General features: G+C 66.7%; 15 protein-coding genes. 4 read left to right on the top strand and 11 right to left on the bottom strand.

All coding sequences use genetic code 11. The annotated features are described in order from the left end of the window. Positions 1 to 66: 66 nt before the first annotated feature. Positions 67 to 1,110: a hypothetical protein gene (locus tag HCU64_RS21835; protein ID WP_233386384.1), complete on the bottom strand. Its 1,044-nt coding sequence runs from the start codon at positions 1,108 to 1,110 to the stop codon at positions 67 to 69. Between the two features lie 156 nt (positions 1,111 to 1,266). Next, a complete protein-coding gene (locus tag HCU64_RS21830) occupies positions 1,267 to 1,959 on the bottom strand; it encodes an RluA family pseudouridine synthase (protein ID WP_233386382.1) in 693 nt (230 codons plus the stop codon). 41 nt (positions 1,960 to 2,000) lie between these two features. Between HCU64_RS21830 and ftsY the strand changes: the two genes are divergently transcribed. Together ftsY and HCU64_RS21820 are read left to right on the top strand one after the other, a co-directional pair. Beyond that, entirely contained in the window at positions 2,001 to 3,290 is a 1,290-nt protein-coding gene (gene ftsY, locus HCU64_RS21825) for a signal recognition particle-docking protein FtsY (protein ID WP_233386380.1), read from the top strand. 92 nt (positions 3,291 to 3,382) lie between these two features. After that, a complete protein-coding gene (locus tag HCU64_RS21820; RefSeq protein ID WP_233386378.1) occupies positions 3,383 to 3,994 on the top strand; it encodes a septation protein A in 612 nt (203 codons plus the stop codon). A gap of 2 nt (positions 3,995 to 3,996) precedes the next feature. On the opposite strand, the gene HCU64_RS21815 is transcribed toward HCU64_RS21820, so the two are convergent. Genes HCU64_RS21815 through HCU64_RS21805 form a run of 3 tightly spaced genes read right to left on the bottom strand, consistent with a single transcriptional unit; the run spans position 3,997 to position 5,565 of the window. Continuing rightward, entirely contained in the window at positions 3,997 to 4,599 is a 603-nt protein-coding gene (locus HCU64_RS21815; protein WP_233386376.1) for a DsbE family thiol:disulfide interchange protein, read from the bottom strand. Then, positions 4,596 to 4,751, bottom strand: a complete 156-nt coding sequence (gene ccmD, locus HCU64_RS21810) for a heme exporter protein CcmD (RefSeq protein WP_233386375.1) — start codon at positions 4,749 to 4,751, stop codon at positions 4,596 to 4,598. The genes HCU64_RS21815 and ccmD overlap by 4 nt, the downstream gene beginning before the upstream one ends. Before the next feature lie 10 nt (positions 4,752 to 4,761). Continuing rightward, a complete protein-coding gene (locus tag HCU64_RS21805; protein WP_233386374.1) occupies positions 4,762 to 5,565 on the bottom strand; it encodes a heme ABC transporter permease in 804 nt (267 codons plus the stop codon). 209 nt (positions 5,566 to 5,774) lie between these two features. Between HCU64_RS21805 and HCU64_RS21800 the strand changes: the two genes are divergently transcribed. Further along, positions 5,775 to 6,626, top strand: a complete 852-nt coding sequence (locus tag HCU64_RS21800; RefSeq protein WP_233386373.1) for a transglutaminase-like domain-containing protein — start codon at positions 5,775 to 5,777, stop codon at positions 6,624 to 6,626. A gap of 65 nt (positions 6,627 to 6,691) precedes the next feature. Here HCU64_RS21800 and HCU64_RS21795 read toward each other — a convergent pair whose 3' ends face one another. The 3 genes from HCU64_RS21795 to ccmA form a co-directional block, all read right to left on the bottom strand. Next, positions 6,692 to 7,756: a zinc-binding metallopeptidase family protein gene (locus tag HCU64_RS21795; protein WP_233386372.1), complete on the bottom strand. Its 1,065-nt coding sequence runs from the start codon at positions 7,754 to 7,756 to the stop codon at positions 6,692 to 6,694. A 165-nt stretch (positions 7,757 to 7,921) separates the two neighbouring features. Then, positions 7,922 to 8,590 (bottom strand): heme exporter protein CcmB, encoded by a 669-nt coding sequence (ccmB, locus tag HCU64_RS21790; protein ID WP_233386371.1) that lies wholly within the window; start codon positions 8,588 to 8,590, stop codon positions 7,922 to 7,924. After that, positions 8,587 to 9,225, bottom strand: coding sequence for a heme ABC exporter ATP-binding protein CcmA (gene ccmA, locus HCU64_RS21785; RefSeq protein WP_233386370.1), 639 nt, complete (start codon positions 9,223 to 9,225; stop codon positions 8,587 to 8,589). The genes ccmB and ccmA overlap by 4 nt, the downstream gene beginning before the upstream one ends. Positions 9,226 to 9,548: 323 nt before the next feature. Here ccmA and acnA point away from each other — a divergent pair, with 323 nt between their 5' ends. Further along, positions 9,549 to 12,248 carry an aconitate hydratase AcnA gene (gene acnA, locus HCU64_RS21780; RefSeq protein WP_233386368.1) on the top strand — a complete coding sequence of 900 codons (2,700 nt, stop codon included), beginning with the start codon at positions 9,549 to 9,551 and terminating at the stop codon, positions 12,246 to 12,248. A 225-nt stretch (positions 12,249 to 12,473) separates the two neighbouring features. Here acnA and HCU64_RS21775 read toward each other — a convergent pair whose 3' ends face one another. The 3 genes from HCU64_RS21775 to HCU64_RS21765 form a co-directional block, all read right to left on the bottom strand. After that, entirely contained in the window at positions 12,474 to 14,249 is a 1,776-nt protein-coding gene (locus HCU64_RS21775) for a c-type cytochrome (protein ID WP_233386367.1), read from the bottom strand. A 74-nt stretch (positions 14,250 to 14,323) separates the two neighbouring features. Further along, positions 14,324 to 15,331 (bottom strand): hypothetical protein, encoded by a 1,008-nt coding sequence (locus HCU64_RS21770; protein ID WP_233386366.1) that lies wholly within the window; start codon positions 15,329 to 15,331, stop codon positions 14,324 to 14,326. Positions 15,332 to 15,447: 116 nt separating this feature from the next. After that, positions 15,448 to 16,683 carry a DUF2325 domain-containing protein gene (locus HCU64_RS21765; RefSeq protein WP_233386365.1) on the bottom strand — a complete coding sequence of 412 codons (1,236 nt, stop codon included), beginning with the start codon at positions 16,681 to 16,683 and terminating at the stop codon, positions 15,448 to 15,450. Positions 16,684 to 16,715: the final 32 nt, after the last annotated feature.

Raw genomic sequence — 16,715 nt, 5'->3', positions numbered from 1 at the left:
ACCATCAGCGACACATGAGAAACCCGCCGGCCTTGCGCCGGCGGGTTTCTCTTTGCCGGAAGGCCCTCAGGGCTTCGGCGTGTCGGCTTTCGGCGCCTCCGTGGCAGGAGCATCGGCCTTCGGCGTCTCGGTCTTCTGAGCCTCGGTCTTGGCCTGAGCCTTGGCGGCCTCCTCGGCACCACGCTTCTCCATCAGGGCCGAAAAATCCTCCGGCGAGTTCGCGAGGAAATCCGACAGGGTCGTTTGGAACTTCGGCTCGTCTTGGGCAGGCGGGCAATGCGGCTCGGGCCGCTTGGCGACCTGCTCGCGCACGGGTGCTTCGAGGGCCGACATTTCCGACTTCATGCCGTCCATCTTGGCATCGAGCGCCGAGCGCTGCTTGCCGTTGGTCGAGACCTCGCATTCCTTGACGACCTGCTGCAGCATCACGCCGAGGATGTAAGCCTGGATGCGAGGCTGCGAGGGCAGCACCGCGGGCTTGGCCGCAGGCGGCGTCGGAGGCGTCGCGGCCGGCGCCGGAATGGCCGCAGCGGCGGCAGCCTGAGCGGCAGCCGTTGCGGAGGCAGCGGGAGCGGCAGGCGCCTCTGCGGACGGAGCGGCTGACTTTACCGGCGTGGCATCGCAGCGGCGCAGCGACTCGTAGGCCTGGGGGAAGCCGGTGATGTCGAAATCGGCATCGCCGTTGTCGAACTTCAGGACGATGGTGTCGGCGGCCAGCAGATCCGGCACGATGCTGGTGGGGAAGCTCGAAGCGAGCGTCTGGGCGTCGCCGGACCAATTCGCCTGCTTCTTCAGAACCTTCTTGCCGGCGAGGATCGACGCCTTGACCTTCTCGTCCTTGTCCCACTCCCACCCTTGGTAGACGAGGGCGAGCGCCGCCTCCGAGCCGTTGAGTGCGAAGACGATCCCGTTGATGAGATTGTGGTCTTCCTTGTCCTGGTAGGTCTTGCTGATCAGGCAGGGATTGGCGCTCGTGTCGCCGACGTTGCGCTCGACCTCCCAGCCCTTGACCATCTCGAAGGGCTCCCTCGGCGCCGCGTATGACGGCAGGACGGCGAGCGTCGGAAGCAAGCCGGCAGCGAACGCCGCCGCGCGCAGGAATGACGTCATGTTACAGTCTCGGGAAGTGCCGGAAGACGCCTTTGCGGGATGCGGGGGTCGTCCTGCGCAGCCAAGCTTTATCGCCCGCTGCGTTTTTCTGCCAGAACGACGCCGAAGCCTTTTCGAATATTCGTGAATCCACGGACGCCTGCGCGAAGTCCGAATTCAGTCCAAGACGAAGCCGCAATCAGTGAGGTTCGGCATCATGTGAGCGCGAGGGGGCGCCGCGATCCGGATCGGCGGCTTCTTCGGATAGAGCGGCAGAGCGAGCGCTTGCGCATGCAACTGCAATCCGGGACCGCCCTGGCGCGGAGCCGTTCCGTAGACAGCGTCACCCCGGATCGGCCAACCCATGGCAGCGCAGTGGACACGGAGCTGGTGCGTGCGCCCGGTCTCTGGGGCGAGTTCCAGCCACGCGCTGGTGCGGTCGGCACTGCGGCCACGCACGCGCCAGCGGGTCAGGGAGGGATCGCCCGCCGCGTCCACCTTCATCCACCAGCTCCGCGGATCGTCCGAGCGCCGGGCCAGGGCAAGATCGATGACGCCGCCATCTTCTCCGGGGTCACCCTCCACGATCGCCCAGTACGTTTTGTCGACGCGGCCATCCGCAAAAAGCTTGTTGAGCCGCGCCAGAGCCTTCGGGTGCCGCCCGAGAACGAGGCAGCCCGACGTATCGCGATCGAGCCGATGCGCGGCCTGCGGACGGCGGGGGAGGCCGAAGCGAAGCCCGTCGAGATGATCCGTCACGGTAGGGCCGCCTTTCGGGCCCGGATGCACCGGCAAACCCGCAGGCTTGTCGATGACGAGCATCAGGGCATCGCGGTAGAGGAGGCGCACGCCTATGTCAGTCGGGACCATGGCACCCGGCTAGAACCGAGTGCCCGCAGGAGCAAGTACGGATGAGTCGAGACGAGAAGCCGGGCTGGCTCGGACGCCTCTTTGGACGAAAGGGCGAGACGGCCGAGCCGGAGGCCGCGGAGCATCCGGAAACCGCAGATCCCGCCTCGCCAGCCTCCGAATCCGAAGGGCAGCCCGACTTCGCAACGGGAGCCGAAGAGGTCGCCGCCGTTCCGATGCCGCCGAGCGAGCCGGCGCAGGACGATGCGGAGAAGAACCAGATCCCCGACGAGGTCGAAGGCGCGGACCTCCAGCCGGCCGACGGGTCTGACGTGGCCGCGGAGGAAGAGAACGCCAAGCTGGATCTCCAGCCCATCCCGGTGCCGGCCCTGGACGTCGAGCCTGAGACTGCTGGGGAGCCGGAGCAGAAGCGCGGATGGTGGAGCCGGCTCACCTTCGGGATGAAGCGAACCTCGTCGGCACTGTCCGAACGGGTCACCGGACTCTTCACCAAGCGAAAGCTCGATGCCGATACGCTCGAAGAACTCGAGGATGCCCTGATCCAGGCAGATTTCGGCGTCGAGACCGCCATGCGGATCTCGGAGGCCGTGGGCAAGGGCCGCTACGAGAAGGGCATCTCGCCGGACGAGGTCCGCGCCATCCTGGCGAGCGAGGTCGAGACCGCGCTGACTCCGGTGGCCAAGCCGCTCGTCGTCGATGCGGCAAAGAAGCCCTACGTGATCCTGATGGTCGGCGTGAACGGCGCCGGCAAGACCACGACCATCGGCAAGCTCTCCCTCAAGCTGAAGGCCGAAGGCCACAGCGTTATGCTCGCCGCCGGCGACACGTTCCGCGCGGCGGCCATTGAGCAGCTCCGCGTCTGGGGCGAGCGCACGGGTACGCCCGTCATCAGCCGCGAGCAGGGCGCCGACGCGGCAGGACTTGCCTTCGACGCACTCAAGGAGGCGAAGGCGAACGGCACCGACGTGCTGCTGATCGACACGGCCGGCCGTCTCCAGAACAAAGCGGGCCTGATGGCCGAACTCGAAAAGATCGTCCGTGTCATCCGGAAGCACGATCCCGAGGCGCCTCATGCCGCCCTTCTCGTGCTCGATGCCACGGTCGGCCAGAATGCCCTAAGCCAGGTCGAGCTGTTCTCGCAGGCGGCGCCGATCAGCGGCCTCGTCATGACCAAGCTCGACGGCACGGCCCGCGGCGGCATCCTCGTGGCACTGGCGGCAAAATTCGGCCTGCCGGTTCACTTCATCGGGGTCGGCGAGGGCGTCGAGGATCTGGAACCGTTCGCGGCGCGTGATTTCGCGCGGGCGATCGCGGGGCTCGAGAAGGACTGAGCCGAAACCCCACGCTGCTCGCGCGTCGCTAGGAATGCGCAGCTGCCTGTCTTACATCCCCACAGCTGCAACGCGGCCCTGCCGGATCATTCATGCAACTCGAAGCCGTTCCTCCCCGCCGTCACCTGCCGCCGCTGCTCAAGCTGGTGCTCGAGATCGGCCCGCTGGTGATCTTCTTTCTCGGCAACGCCTATGCCGAGAAGTTCGGGATCGCGCCCGATCAGAAGCTCTTCGCAGCCACCGGCGTGTTCATCGGCGCGACGCTCCTCGCGCTCGGCGTGCACTACGCGATGATCCGGCGCCTGCCGATCATGCCGCTGGTCTCCGGTGTGGTGGTGGTGGTGTTCGGCGGCCTGACCCTGGCGCTGCAGGACAAGACCTTCATCATGATGAAGCCGACCATCGTGAACAGCCTGTTCGGGCTCGTCCTGCTCGGTGGCCTTTTGTTTCACAAGTCGCTGCTGTCGGTGGTGCTCGATTCGGTGTTCGCCCTGACTGACGAAGGCTGGCGCAAGCTGACCCTGCGCTGGGGCCTGTTCTTCCTGGCACTCGCCGTCCTCAATGAGGTGGTCTGGCGGACGCAGACGGAAGATTTCTGGGTCAGCTTCAAGGTCTTCGGCATCATGCCGCTGACCGTCGTCTTCGCCCTCGCCCAGACGCCGCTGTTGATGCGCTACGAACGCAAGGACGAGGCGAAAGCCTGACTTCAGTTCGTCGCCGCGGGCTTCCCGATCGCGCGGAGTTTCGCCAGCACGTCCGGATAGTTCTCTGCCGTGACGATGCCGACGAGCTTGTCGCGGATCACGCCATCGGGGCCGATGATGAAGCTCTCCGGTACGCCGTAGACGCCAAAATCGATGCCGACGCGGCCGCTGGTATCGGAACCGACAGCCGCATAGGGCACGCCATTGCGCGCAAGGAAGCGTCGTCCGGCCTCGGGCTGGTCCTTGTAGTCGATGCCGACGACGCGAAAGCCGGATTCGCGGGCGAGGCGCATCAGCATCGGATGCTCGACCTGGCAGGGCGCGCACCACGACGCGTAGAAGTTCAAGAGCGTCACCTGGCCCTTGAAATCTTCGCTCGACAGGCCCGGCACTGGCTTGCCTTCGGCTGACAGCTCCGCGACGGGCGGAAGCTGGAAGGCGGGGGCCGGCTTGCCAATCATCACGGAGGGTACGGCCGCCGGATCGGCTCCCGAGCGAAGCCGCATGAAGAAGATGCCAGCAAGCACCGCGAAGGTGAGCACCGGCAGGATCACCAAAAGAGAGCGGCGAGCGCTCTGTGGTGCACCAGCCTGCGTCTGGCTCAAGACAGGCGCTCCCCGCTCTCGCCCTGCAGGGAGGCGAGGGCACGCTTCTGCGCACGCTGATCGAGCAGCCCACCGATCACGAGGCAGCCGATCACGAGCGCGGTGAAGGCGTAGGCGCCGACGATGAAGCCGGCATGCTGTCCGAGATCCATGATGCTGTCCTCAGGCGCCCTGGCCGACCGGCATGGAACGGGGCGGCGTAACCATAGAGGCGGTGGCCGCACCGGCATCGAGGCGCTCCGCCTCGCGAATGGTCAGAACCCGCACGCGGCGGCGCAGGATCTCGGTACGCATCGAATAAAGATGCAGGGTCACGCCCAGCAGAGTGAAGGCCAGGATCATTTCGAGCAGCGGGTAGAGCATCGACGGATCGATGGTCGAGCCGCCCATGCGCAGGATCGAGGCGGGCTGGTGCAGCGTTGACCACCAATTCACCGAGAACTTGATGATCGGCAGATTCACGGCGCCGACCAGCGTCAGGATGGCGATCGCACGGGCCGCGCGGTTCGGATCCTCGATGGTCCGCCACAGTGCGATGATGCCGCAATAGATCAGGAACAGCACCAGCATCGAGGTCAGGCGCGCGTCCCAGACCCAGTAGGTGCCCCACATCGGCTTGCCCCAGAGCGAGCCGGTGACGAGGCAGATCAGCGTGAAGGCCGCACCGATCGGAGCGGCGGCGCGCTGCGCCACGTCGGCTAGCGGATGCCGCCAGACCAGCGTACCGATCGCCGACAGGCTCATCGCTCCGTAAAAGAACACCCCGAGCCACGCCGCCGGCACATGGATGTACATGATCCGCACGGTCTCGCCCTGTTGATAGTCGGGCGGGACCACGAACCAGGTCAGATACAGGCCAACGGCCAGGAGCAACGCCGAGAGCCCGGCGAGCCAGGGCGTCGCGGCGCCAGACCAGCGCATGAAATGCCCCGGATGGGCGAGGCGGTGCCAGAGAGCGGTCCACATGCGAATGGTTCTATCCCGCGAGACGTAGCGGCGGCAACGTGGACGATCGGCGCAGCCCTTTGAACAAATGTCGAAGTCGGGCCGGATGAGACTGCGTAAAATTTCCGCAGCTCCGACCGAAGAAACGTAAGCATTCGGCGGAACGTCGCCACACTGCTTGGGCTTACTTGGCAACGCCATCCGTCAGGCATCCGGCCCGAAGCACGCCCATGCAGATCCGTACCGGCTACTCCATCGCCTTCGACACGCTCGGCCCGACGCCGATGACGCTGCTCGTCAACGTGAGGCCGGAGCGCCAGAAGGATCTCCTGACGCCGGAGGCCGTCGCCTTCGATCCGCCCGTCACCGCCCAGCGCGAGCACGACGCCTTCGGCAATTGCTGCACCCGCATCGTCGCGCCCGGCGGCCGCATCACCGTGTCGGCTGATTTCGTCATCGCCGATCGCGGCGAGCCCGACGCGGTCGATCCCACCGCTCGACAGATTCCGGTGCAGGACCTGCCTGCCGACGTGCTGCCCTTCCTCCTCGGATCGCGCTACTGCGACACCGACAAGCTCGGCAGCCTCGCCTGGGAGCTGTTCGGGGAGGTTCCGGAGGGCTGGGCGCGAGTCCAGGCCATCGTCGACTACGCTCACGAGCGCATCCGCTTCGACTATCAGCTCGCCGATTCGACCCGCAGCGCACATGACGGCCACGCGCAGCGGGTCGGAGTTTGCCGCGACTTCGCGCATCTCGCGATCGCCCTGTGCCGCTGCATGAACATCCCGGCGCGCTACGCCACGGGCTATCTCGGCGATATCGGCGTGCCGAAGGACCCGGCACCGATGGATTTCTCGGCTTGGTTCGAAGTGTATCTCGACGGCAGTTCGGGACCGCGCTGGTACAGCTTCGATGCGCGACACAATACGCCGCGCATCGGGCGCATTGTCATGGCCTATGGGCGCGACGCCACGGATTGCGCGATCTCGACGAGCTTCGGCACCGCGACGCTGGCGAAGTTCGAGGTGCATACCGATGAGATCGTGCCGGCATCGCAGAATGGGCTGCGCACGGCAGCCTGACGCCCAAGCTCGTTCCCGGATTTAAGAGGGGAGGGGCTCGGCGCCGCGCCGGGCCCCTGTTCGTGTCAGACACGCCCGTGCACGAGATCGTGGATGAAGCCGAGCTTTCTGATCACGTCGGGTGCAAGAACGAACGGATAGAGGTCGCGCTCTCCCATGGCGCGGGTGACGCTGTTCATCGCGAAGACGAAGGGCAGCCACGCATCGATGATCTGCTGAATGGACTCCGCCGCGTAAGGGTCGAAATCGATGCGGCCTGCAAGTTCGCCCTTGGTATCGAGCTGCGGCGAGACCTGCATGCCGAAGGCCGAGGCCATCTCCAGCGTGTCGACGATGTGGAGGTAATGCGCCCAGGTCTCGGCGAAGTCCTCCCATGGGTGAGTGGTGGCGTAGGAAGAGACGAATTGCTCCTGCCAGTTCGGCGGCGTGCCCTGCTCGTAGTGGCGCTTGAGCGCCTCGCCGTAATCCTGGCTGTCATCGCCGAAGACTGCGCGGCAGGGTTCGAGCTTGCCGGCATCGCGCACCAGCACGTCCCAGTAGTGATGGCCGACCTCGTGGCGGAAGTGCCCGAGCAGGGTGCGGTAGGGCTCTCCCATCTGCTTGCGGCGTTGCTCGCGCTCTGCATCGTCCGCCTCGACGAGTGCGATGGTGATGACGCCGTTCTCGTGGCCGGTCATCACCTTCTGCTGCGAAGCGTCGGGCGGATCGGCCAGGAAATTGAAAATGAGGCCGTGCTCGGGGTCCTCGGCACGGGTCACGAGCGGCAGGTTCCAGCGCTTGAGCGTGTAGATGAGTCGGTGCTTGGCCGCCTCCATGTCGCGCCAGCGCGTGAGATTCTCCGGTACCGTCAGGTCCGGCACGGTGCCGTTATGCCGGCAGGCGAGGCAGAAAGCGTCGGTGGAACCGGCCGGCACCAGCCAGTTGCAAGCATCATGCTCGGCGTTGGTGCAGAGGAAGCTCGACTGGCCCGGCGCAGCCAGCGGCGACCAACGATTGTCGCTTCCCGTAGGCTCCAAGGCCGATAGCGTGCCGGCATCCGGCAGATAGCCGAGCCGGTGGCCACAGCGCTCGCAGGTCCGATTCTCGAAATAGAGGATGTTGCCGCAGGACTGGCACTGGAAGAGCTTCATCAGGGAGGTCTCACATTGCCGGCAATGCCGGCCGTCACTGGTCCCCGCGTCAATGCCGAAGTCGCGTGACGGTTCATCGAAAAACCGAACGAAATCAGCAATCTGACGAAAACGCTCGCGCTTCGGCCAGAATGCCCAAACGAGCGGCACTTTCGTGGCGTGAGACTACTCCGACCAGCGTAATGCGGCCGCCGAGGCAAGAGTGCCGACCACCGCCGCAATCAGGCTCAGCGCGCCGAGAATGATCAGAGGCGTCGCGAAGGGCACCGTGCCGCCGAGCGCAGCTTCAGCCGCCGACACGCCGAAGATCAGGACAGGGATCATGAGCGGGATCACGACGATGGCGAGGATCAGGCCGCCGCGTCGGATCGAGGCGGTGAGCGCCGCGCCGACGGCGCCGATGAAGGTGAGGGCCGGCGTACCGATCAGCAATGTCAGCGCCGTCGCTCCCATCGCTGTCGGAGAAAGTGCAACGAGCAAGCCGAAGAGCGGCGAGGCGAGGGCCAGCGGCAAGCCCGTGGTCAGCCAATGGGCGAGCACCTTGGCGAGCACCACCAGCTCGAGCGGGGCAGGGGAGGCGGTCATCAGGTCGAGCGAGCCATCCTCCTCGTCCGCTTGGAAGATTCGGTCGAGGCCGATCAGCGTCGCGAGCACGGCCGAGAGCCAGAGAATCGCAGGGCCGATGCGCGACAGCAGGTTGAGATCGGGACCGAGTGCGAAAGGCACGAGAGCCACGATCATCAGGAAGAAGACGAGCGACAGCGCTCCCGAGCCCCCGACGCGCGAGGCCAGACGCAGGTCGCGCCGGACGAGGGCGGCGAAGACGCGGATCATGCCCAGCTCTCCGCCTGCGACGCATCCTCGACAGGGGAGGGCGGCACGATGCGCAGTTCACGCGCATCATCGAGGCCGATCGGCATGTGGGTCGCGGCGATGACGAGCCCCCCCTCGGCGCGATGCCGGGCCATCAGGCCTGCGAGCACAGCTTGGGAGGCTGTATCGAGCGCAGCCGTGGGCTCGTCGAGGAGCCAGAGCGGACGACGGCAGACGAGCAGTCGGGCGAGTGCCACCCTCCGTCTTTGGCCGGCTGAGAGATAGGCCACCGGCAATCGCAGGGCGTGGGCGAGCCCCATCGCCTCCAATGCGTCCCGTGGGCTCGCCGTCGGCGTACCGAGCAGGTCTCGGGCGAAAACGAGGTTCTCCTCGGCCGTCAAGGCGCTCTTGAGCCCATCGCGATGGCCGACGACGTGGAGGCACTCGGCGAGCGTCGCCTCACCGACCTCCTCGACGCGGATGCTGCCGGCATCGGGCTTGAGGCGGCCAGAGAGCATAGCAAGCAGGCTCGACTTGCCCGCACCGTTGCGCCCGGTGACCATCAGCGCCTCGGACGCCCCGAGCATGAAGCCGAGCCCCGCGAAGATGCGTCGCCCGGAGCGCCGGCAGGCGAGGTTCTCGACGATCAGACGCACCCGGGTCCCTGTCCATCCTATCGAGCGCCAAAGGACCTCGATTGGCGGCCCCGCATCCCCGCTACGCGGAAGCCGCGCGAAAAGCGACACCCACGCGCGCCTGTCACCAGCCCCCCGTAGCGTGAAGTTTCGAACTGTTCTATACGGCGGCCAGGCTGCGCCGCGCGACCTCCAGGGCGTCCAAATCGCCCCTCGCGCACCACCCTACCCGGGCACCCCCGGGGCGGCGCGCGCTCTTTGGAGCGTTTCCAGCCGAACACCTCTCGTGGCGCAGGTTATGCCTGCGCGTGTTCGACAACCGCCAGCTAAGGGTTCCGATCGCCGTGGCATCGCTCGACAGCTTCAAAGCCCGCCAGACGCTCACCGCCGGGGGCAAAACCTACACCTACTACTCCATTCCCGAAGCCGAAAAGAACGGGCTGGCCGAGTCCGCCGCCCTGCCGTTCTCGATGAAGGTGATCCTCGAGAACCTGCTGCGCTTCGAGGACGACCGCTCGGTCAAGAAGGACGACATCACCGCGGCCGTGGCGTGGCTCGGCACGCGCGGCAAGACCGAGACCGAGATCGCCTTCCGCCCCTCCCGCGTGCTCATGCAGGATTTCACTGGCGTCCCCGCCGTGGTCGATCTCGCGGCCATGCGTGACGCCATGGTGGCGTTGGGCGGCGACCCCCAGAAGATCAACCCGCTGGTGCCGGTCGACCTCGTGATCGACCACTCGGTGATCGTCGACGAGTTCGGCACCCCGAAGGCGCTCGGCGACAACGTCGCGCTGGAATATGCCCGCAACGGCGAGCGCTACACCTTCCTGAAATGGGGCCAGAGTGCCTTCGACAATTTCTCGGTCGTCCCGCCCGGCACCGGCATCTGCCACCAGGTGAACCTCGAATACCTCGCCCAGACCGTCTGGACGAAGACCGAGGGCGGCGAGACCATCGCCTATCCGGATTCGCTGGTCGGCACCGACTCGCACACCACCATGGTCAACGGCATGGCCGTGCTCGGTTGGGGCGTCGGCGGCATCGAGGCCGAGGCCGCGATGCTCGGCCAGCCGCTCTCGATGCTGATCCCCGAAGTCGTCGGCTTCAAGCTCTCGGGCAAACTGCCGCAGGGCACCACCGCCACCGACCTCGTGCTCACCGTCACGCAGATGCTGCGCAAGAAGGGCGTGGTCGGAAAGTTTGTGGAATTCTACGGCCCCGGCCTCGATGACATGGCGGTGGCCGACCGTGCCACGATCTCGAACATGGCCCCCGAATACGGTGCCACCTGCGGCTTCTTCCCGATCGACCAGAAGACCATCGACTTCCTGAAGGTCACGGGCCGCGCCGACGACCGCATCGCGCTGGTTGAAGCCTATGCCAAGGCCCAGGGCATGTGGCGCGAGGCTACAACGCCCGATCCGGTCTTCACCGACACGCTCGAGCTCGACATGGGCACCGTGCGTCCTTCGCTCGCCGGCCCGAAGCGCCCGCAGGATCGCGTCCTCCTCGATTCCGCCAAGCCCGGCTTCGCCGAATCCATGGAGAAGGAGTTCAAGAAGGCTGCCGACATCGCCAGCCGCTACAAGGTCGAGGGCACCAACTTCGACATCGGCCATGGCGACGTCGTGATCGCGGCGATCACCTCCTGCACCAACACCTCGAATCCGAGCGTGATGATCGGCGCCGGCCTTCTGGCCCGCAACGCCGTCGCCAAGGGCCTGCGCTCCAAGCCCTGGGTGAAGACCTCGCTCGCCCCCGGCAGCCAGGTCGTCGGCGAGTATCTCGAAAAGGCCGGCCTGCAAGAGAGCCTCGACGCGCTCGGTTTCAACCTCGTCGGCTTCGGCTGCACGACCTGCATTGGCAATTCCGGCCCGCTGCCGGCCGCGATCTCGAAGGCGATCAACGACAACGACGTCGTCGCCGCAGCGGTGCTCTCGGGCAACCGCAACTTCGAAGGCCGTGTGAACCCCGACGTGCGGGCGAACTACCTCGCCTCGCCGCCGCTGGTCGTCGCCTACGCGCTGGCCGGCTCACTGCAGATCGACATCACGACCGAGCCGCTCGGCCAGGGCTCTGACGGCAAGCCGGTCTACCTGAAGGACATCTGGCCGTCCTCGGCCGAAGTGCAGTCCTTCATCGAGGCGAACATCACCTCGGCCCTGTTCAAGAGCCGCTACGCCGACGTGTTCGGCGGCGACGCAAACTGGAAGGGCGTCGAGGTGACGAAGGCCGAGACCTTCTCCTGGAACCCTGGTTCGACCTACGTCCAGAACCCTCCCTACTTCGTCGGCATGACGATGGAGCCGGCTCCGGTGACGGATATCGAGAACGCCCGCATCCTCGGGCTCTTCCTCGACTCGATCACTACCGACCACATCTCGCCGGCCGGCAACATCCGCGCGGCCTCGCCGGCAGGTGAGTACCTGCAGTCGCACCAAGTGCGGGTGCAGGACTTCAACCAGTACGGGACTCGGCGCGGCAACCATGAGGTGATGATGCGCGGCACGTTCGCCAACATCCGCATCAAGAACCAGATGGTGAAGGATCCGACCGGCAACGTGGTGGAGGGCGGCTACACCCTCTACCAGCCGGGCGGCGAGCGCATGTTCATCTACGATGCCGCGATGAAATACGCGCAGGCCGGCACGCCGCTCGTGGTCTTCGCGGGCAAGGAATACGGCACCGGCTCCTCCCGCGACTGGGCGGCCAAGGGCACCAAGCTGCTGGGCGTGCGCGCCGTGATCGCCGAGAGCTTCGAGCGCATCCACCGCTCGAACCTCGTCGGCATGGGCATCATACCGCTGGTCTTCCAGGGCGAGACCTCCTGGGCCTCCCTCGGCCTGAAGGGCGACGAGACCGTCACCATCAAGGGCATCGCCGGCGAGCTCAAGCCGCGCCAGACGCTCATCGCCGAGATCACCTCGGCCGACGGCTCGAAGAAGGAGGTCCCGCTGACCTGCCGGATCGATACGCTCGACGAGCTCGAATACTTCCGCAATGGCGGCATCCTGCCCTACGTGCTGCGGTCGCTCGCGGCGTAAGCTGCCGGCAGAACCCGAACCGAAAAGCCTCCCGCGTCGCCGACGCGGGAGGCTTTTTCTTTCACATCGTCAAAGACCTATCGGTCATTGCGAGCGCAGCGAAACAATCCAGGGCTGACGGTGCGGTTCCGGATTGCTTCGGCTCCGCCTCGCAATGACGGTTGGGGCGATTCTCTCCTCTCCCTTGCGGGGAGGGGAACACTCGTCGCGCCCGCGCCTCTCGCATCACTTCTGCTGGCCGATGGCCCAGACATAAGCCGAGACGGCCTTCAGGTCGGCCTGCGAGAGTTCGACGCCGCCCATAGGCGGCATGGCGCCGCCATGCTCCTTCGGGTCGGGCACGCCGTTCGTCACGACGGCCTCGATTCCTTCCAGGCTGCCATCGCTCCAGAGCCATTTGCCGGTGGTGAGGTCGGCGCCGACGGGGGAGCCCTTGGCGTCCGAGCCGTGGCAGCCGCCGCAGGTGGCCCCGCCCTGCTCGCCGTGGAAGACGCGGTCGCCCAGCGCGACCTGCTCCTTGGTGGCCCCCTGCGGCACGGGCAGATCCGCGACCCGGCGGCCGGCATCGGGATGGACGCCCTCCGGCGGCAGCTCATCCTTTGAGGCAGTGGCCTGGCTCTTCGGAGCCGGCGCGGCTGAGACCGGGGCACCGGCATTGCCGCCCTGATAGGTCACCCGCCAGATCCGACCCTTCACGTCGTCGGAGATGTAGAGGGCGCCGTCCGGGCCGACCGCGAGCCCGGACGGACGGTGATCGGCGCGGCCCGGCTCCTTGATGCCGGCGAAGCCGTCCGCGAACACGACGTACTCGCCCGAAGCCTTGCCGTCCTTGAAGGGCTGGAAGACCACGCTGTAGCCGCCCTGCGGGCCGGGGGCGCGGTTCCAGGAGCCGTGGAAGGCGATGAAGGCGCCGTCGTGATAGGCCTTCGGAAAGGCCTTCTCGGTGCCCTTGCCGACGTAGAACTTCATGTCGTTCGGCGCCCAGTGGGCCGGGAAGGCAGCGGCCGGCGCGAGCCGGTCCGTGCAGACGCCGACCTTCTTGCCGCCGTCACCGCCATATTCGGGGGCGAGCACGAGCTTCTTCTGGGTGGGGTCGTAATAGCATTCCGGCCAGCCGTAATCGCCGCCGGCCTTCAGCTCGACCACCTCCTCGGAGGGCAGTTCGAAGCCCTGTTGGGCCGTGTAGAGCTTGGGCCAGTTCTCGTGGAGCTGATCGCGGCCGTGCTGGGTCACGAAGATCCGGCCCTTGGCATCGATGGCGATGCCCTCGCCGTTGCGGATGCCGGAGGCGTAGCGCTCCTTCGCCGAGAAGACCTGGCCGGTCTTGCCCGCATCGAAGCGCCAGATGCCGGCGCGCGTTTCCTTCTCGGTGCAAGGCTCGATGCCCAGCGAGCCCGGCATGCGGTTCTTGACCTCACAGGCATTGGTCGCCGAGCCCATCCCGGATAGGATCTCGCCCTTCTCGGTAATCGCGAAGGGATGCATCGGGTGGTCGCCCGTCAGCGGGAAGCCCGAGACCACGGTCTCGCCCTTGGCTTTCGGGGCAACGTCGCCCTTGACCAGCGGGTAGCGCATGATGCGGTCGTTGCTCTCGGCATAGACCGCGTCCTTGTGGAGCGCGAGCCCGGTACCGCCATGGCCGCCATCCGCGACGCTCTCGCCGAACCGCTCGATCACCTCGGCCTTGCCGTCGCCGTCCTTGTCCTTGAGCGCGACGAGGAAGCCGCCGGGGGGAGGGGTGTCGTTCTTGTAGTAGCGGCCGCTCCAGGTGTTCACGTAGAGCGTGCCGTCGGGGGCCACCTCCATCTGTCGGGCATGGCCGATGCCGTCGGCGAAGACGCTGGCGCAGAAGCCCTCCGGCAGGCTGATGCCGCCATTGTCGCCGGAGCATTTGGAAGCTGCCTCGGCAGCCTCCGCTCCGGGTGAGGCAGCCACGCCCGCGACGAGCGAGGCCGCCAGGGCGAGAACGAGGTGGGACGTCGACGAATGGGCGGAACGCATGGGCGTTCTCCTCAAAGGTTCGGTTCCAGGGAAAACCATCGAGCCCCCTCGAAGGATCGGTTCGGCAGCCTGCGTCAGTGTGCCGGCAGCGGGACGGCGTGCGCCTTGAAGGGCAGCTCGGGCTTGGTGCCCTTCTTCGACGGATCGGTGATGACGGCGAGTTGGCCCTCTGAGAACCAAATCGTCGAGCCGACCGTCGTCACGCCGGTGACGCCGCCGGCGACGCCGCCCTTGATCGTCTCGATCTTCGCGGTGTCGCCCTCGAAGGTCACCCGGTCGACGCTGCCGCCGCCCTCGGCCATCACGAACGAGCCATCGGCGAGCGGCCGAAGGGCGTCGGCCAGGATGACGGGGCGCGAGGGCTTCAGGGCCGTGACCTTGCCGGCCTCGCCGTCCTTCACGTCGATCCTAAACAGTTTCGCCTTGGTGAAGGTGTTGACGTAGAGGTTGCCGTCCTTGCCGAAGGCGATGCCGTCGAGCCCGGCCTCCTTCGGGTCAGGCTCGAAGAGCGGATCGGTCTTCCAGATCTCGAGCGCCTTGGCGCCCGGCTTCAGCCGGAAGATCTGCGGCCCCAGCGTGTTGGTGACGTAGGCCGACCCGTCGGGCCCCAGCGCGATGTCGTTGCAGATGGCCGGGGAGACGGGGAGGGGGACGCTGACCTTGCCCTCGCCGGTCTTCAGGTCGAAGCCCTTCAGCGCAGCGCCCTTCTCCTCGCTCGGGCCCTTCACGCCGAGCGCAGAGAGATCGTTGGAGCAGACCCAGAGGGTGTCCGCTTTCTCGTCGGCGAGCACGCCGAAGGTCGAGCGCGTGCCGAAGGCTGCCGGCTTGATCCAGACCTCGCCCTCCTTGGCGCCGGGCTTCACCCGAATAACGCCGCCAGCGACGAAGCTGCTGACATAGAGCGTGCCGTCGGCGGTCGAGGCGATGCTCTCGGGGTAGACGGTGTCGCCGGGAAGGGCAGCGGCATCCGGCGCCGCCGCCGCGGGGATCGCGGAGGACAGCAAGAAAGCTGCCGCTGCATGGGACCAGGACGCGATCGGTCGGGCCACTCCGCCGCGACCGTCGAACGCACGTGCTGTCATGAGATTACCGGCTCCTGCTTCCGACCGATGTCGTGTCGAACCGCAGGGCGAACTGGGTCGCTATTCCCGTTCGGCTATATCGAGGAACCTCGTGGAGTGCGGCAGCGCACGTCCGATCAGCCTCCGGCGTTCGCCGGCATCACGGCCTGTACGAAGCTCGCGAAGCTGGCACTGCGGACCGGACGATAAGTCTTGCCACCTGCGTCGCAGAACCGTTTGACCATGCCCGTTGCCTCATGGCTGACGCACTCGACGGGGAACAGCACGAGGTCGCTGCGGCCGACAAGCCCTGCGAGAAGGCCGAGGTTGTCCTCGACGCCGCCGTCGTGGCTGAGCAGTTCGCCGCTATGCTGGCGCGTGAACCGGCGCAGATTCGCCACCTGCCGCGGGCGACCGCCGACATAGAGCAGCGTGCGCCCCTCGAGCCGGGTGGCCGGGAGCGATGGTTCTTCTGCTTCGTCGCCGGGCGTCTCGAACGCGGTTTCGAGCGCTGAGAGCTCCGCTTCGAGGGAGCGGCGCTTCGCAATCTCGGCTTCGAGCTCCGAGCTGAGCCGGCCGGCGGCCTGCATCAGCGTCGCCACCCTCTGCTCCAGCGCCTCGACATGCGCCTGTTCGCGCGCGAGGCGCTGCTCCAGGCTGCGGGTCGTCTCGCACGGTTCTCGCGAGGTCTGGCTCGCCGCCACCGCAATGGCCTGCTCCGCCGCGATGGAGCGATTTCTGGCGCTGAGGCCGTCGCGCTGCTCCATCAGCTCGCGGATCCGCTGCTCCTGTGCCGCGATCGCCTCGTCGCGCTCGGCGAGGCTGGCTTCGAGCTGACGCAGCCGCCGAATGTCGGCCCGGTTCGACTGGCCGACCAGATGCGAGAGCATGTGCACTTCGCCGAAGATGTCCTGGATCAACGCCCAATCCGTTGCCGGATGAGTGAGCGCAGCCCAGTAGGCGCCGGGAATTTCGCCGCGCTCCAGCGATTCTCGCCAAAGTGCCTGCACCTCGGCATTCGTACGCGCGGCATCGAAACGCCGGATCTCGCGCTCATGCCGGCGGTCGAGCATCTTCTGCAGCAGCTTACCACCGCCATCGCGGCGCCCGGCGATCGGCACGATCTGCCCGTGCAGGTGATGCTCGCTCATGGTGCGCGCATCCGGTACGCCGAGCTTGGCGAGCAGCGTACGGCCATCGGCAATGGTAAGGCAGGTACCGACGATCGAGCAGTGCAGCGTCTCGGCCAGCTCCCAAATTCTGTCGCGGGCCTTGTCCTCGGTCTCGAGCTCCGCCGAAACGAAGGCAGGACGGCCGAAACTCGCAGCAAGGGCGCGCAGGGCCGGTCCGTCCTGGTGAGTAGCGTGAGACACAAGACTTCTCGACAGTCGCTATACCTATTCGG

It is taken from the genome of Methylobacterium sp. C25 (assembly GCF_021352225.1).
Lineage (GTDB): Bacteria > Pseudomonadota > Alphaproteobacteria > Rhizobiales > Beijerinckiaceae > Methylobacterium.
Note: the sequence above shows the minus strand (reverse complement) of the source record. Positions and strands in the feature narration are given on the sequence as shown.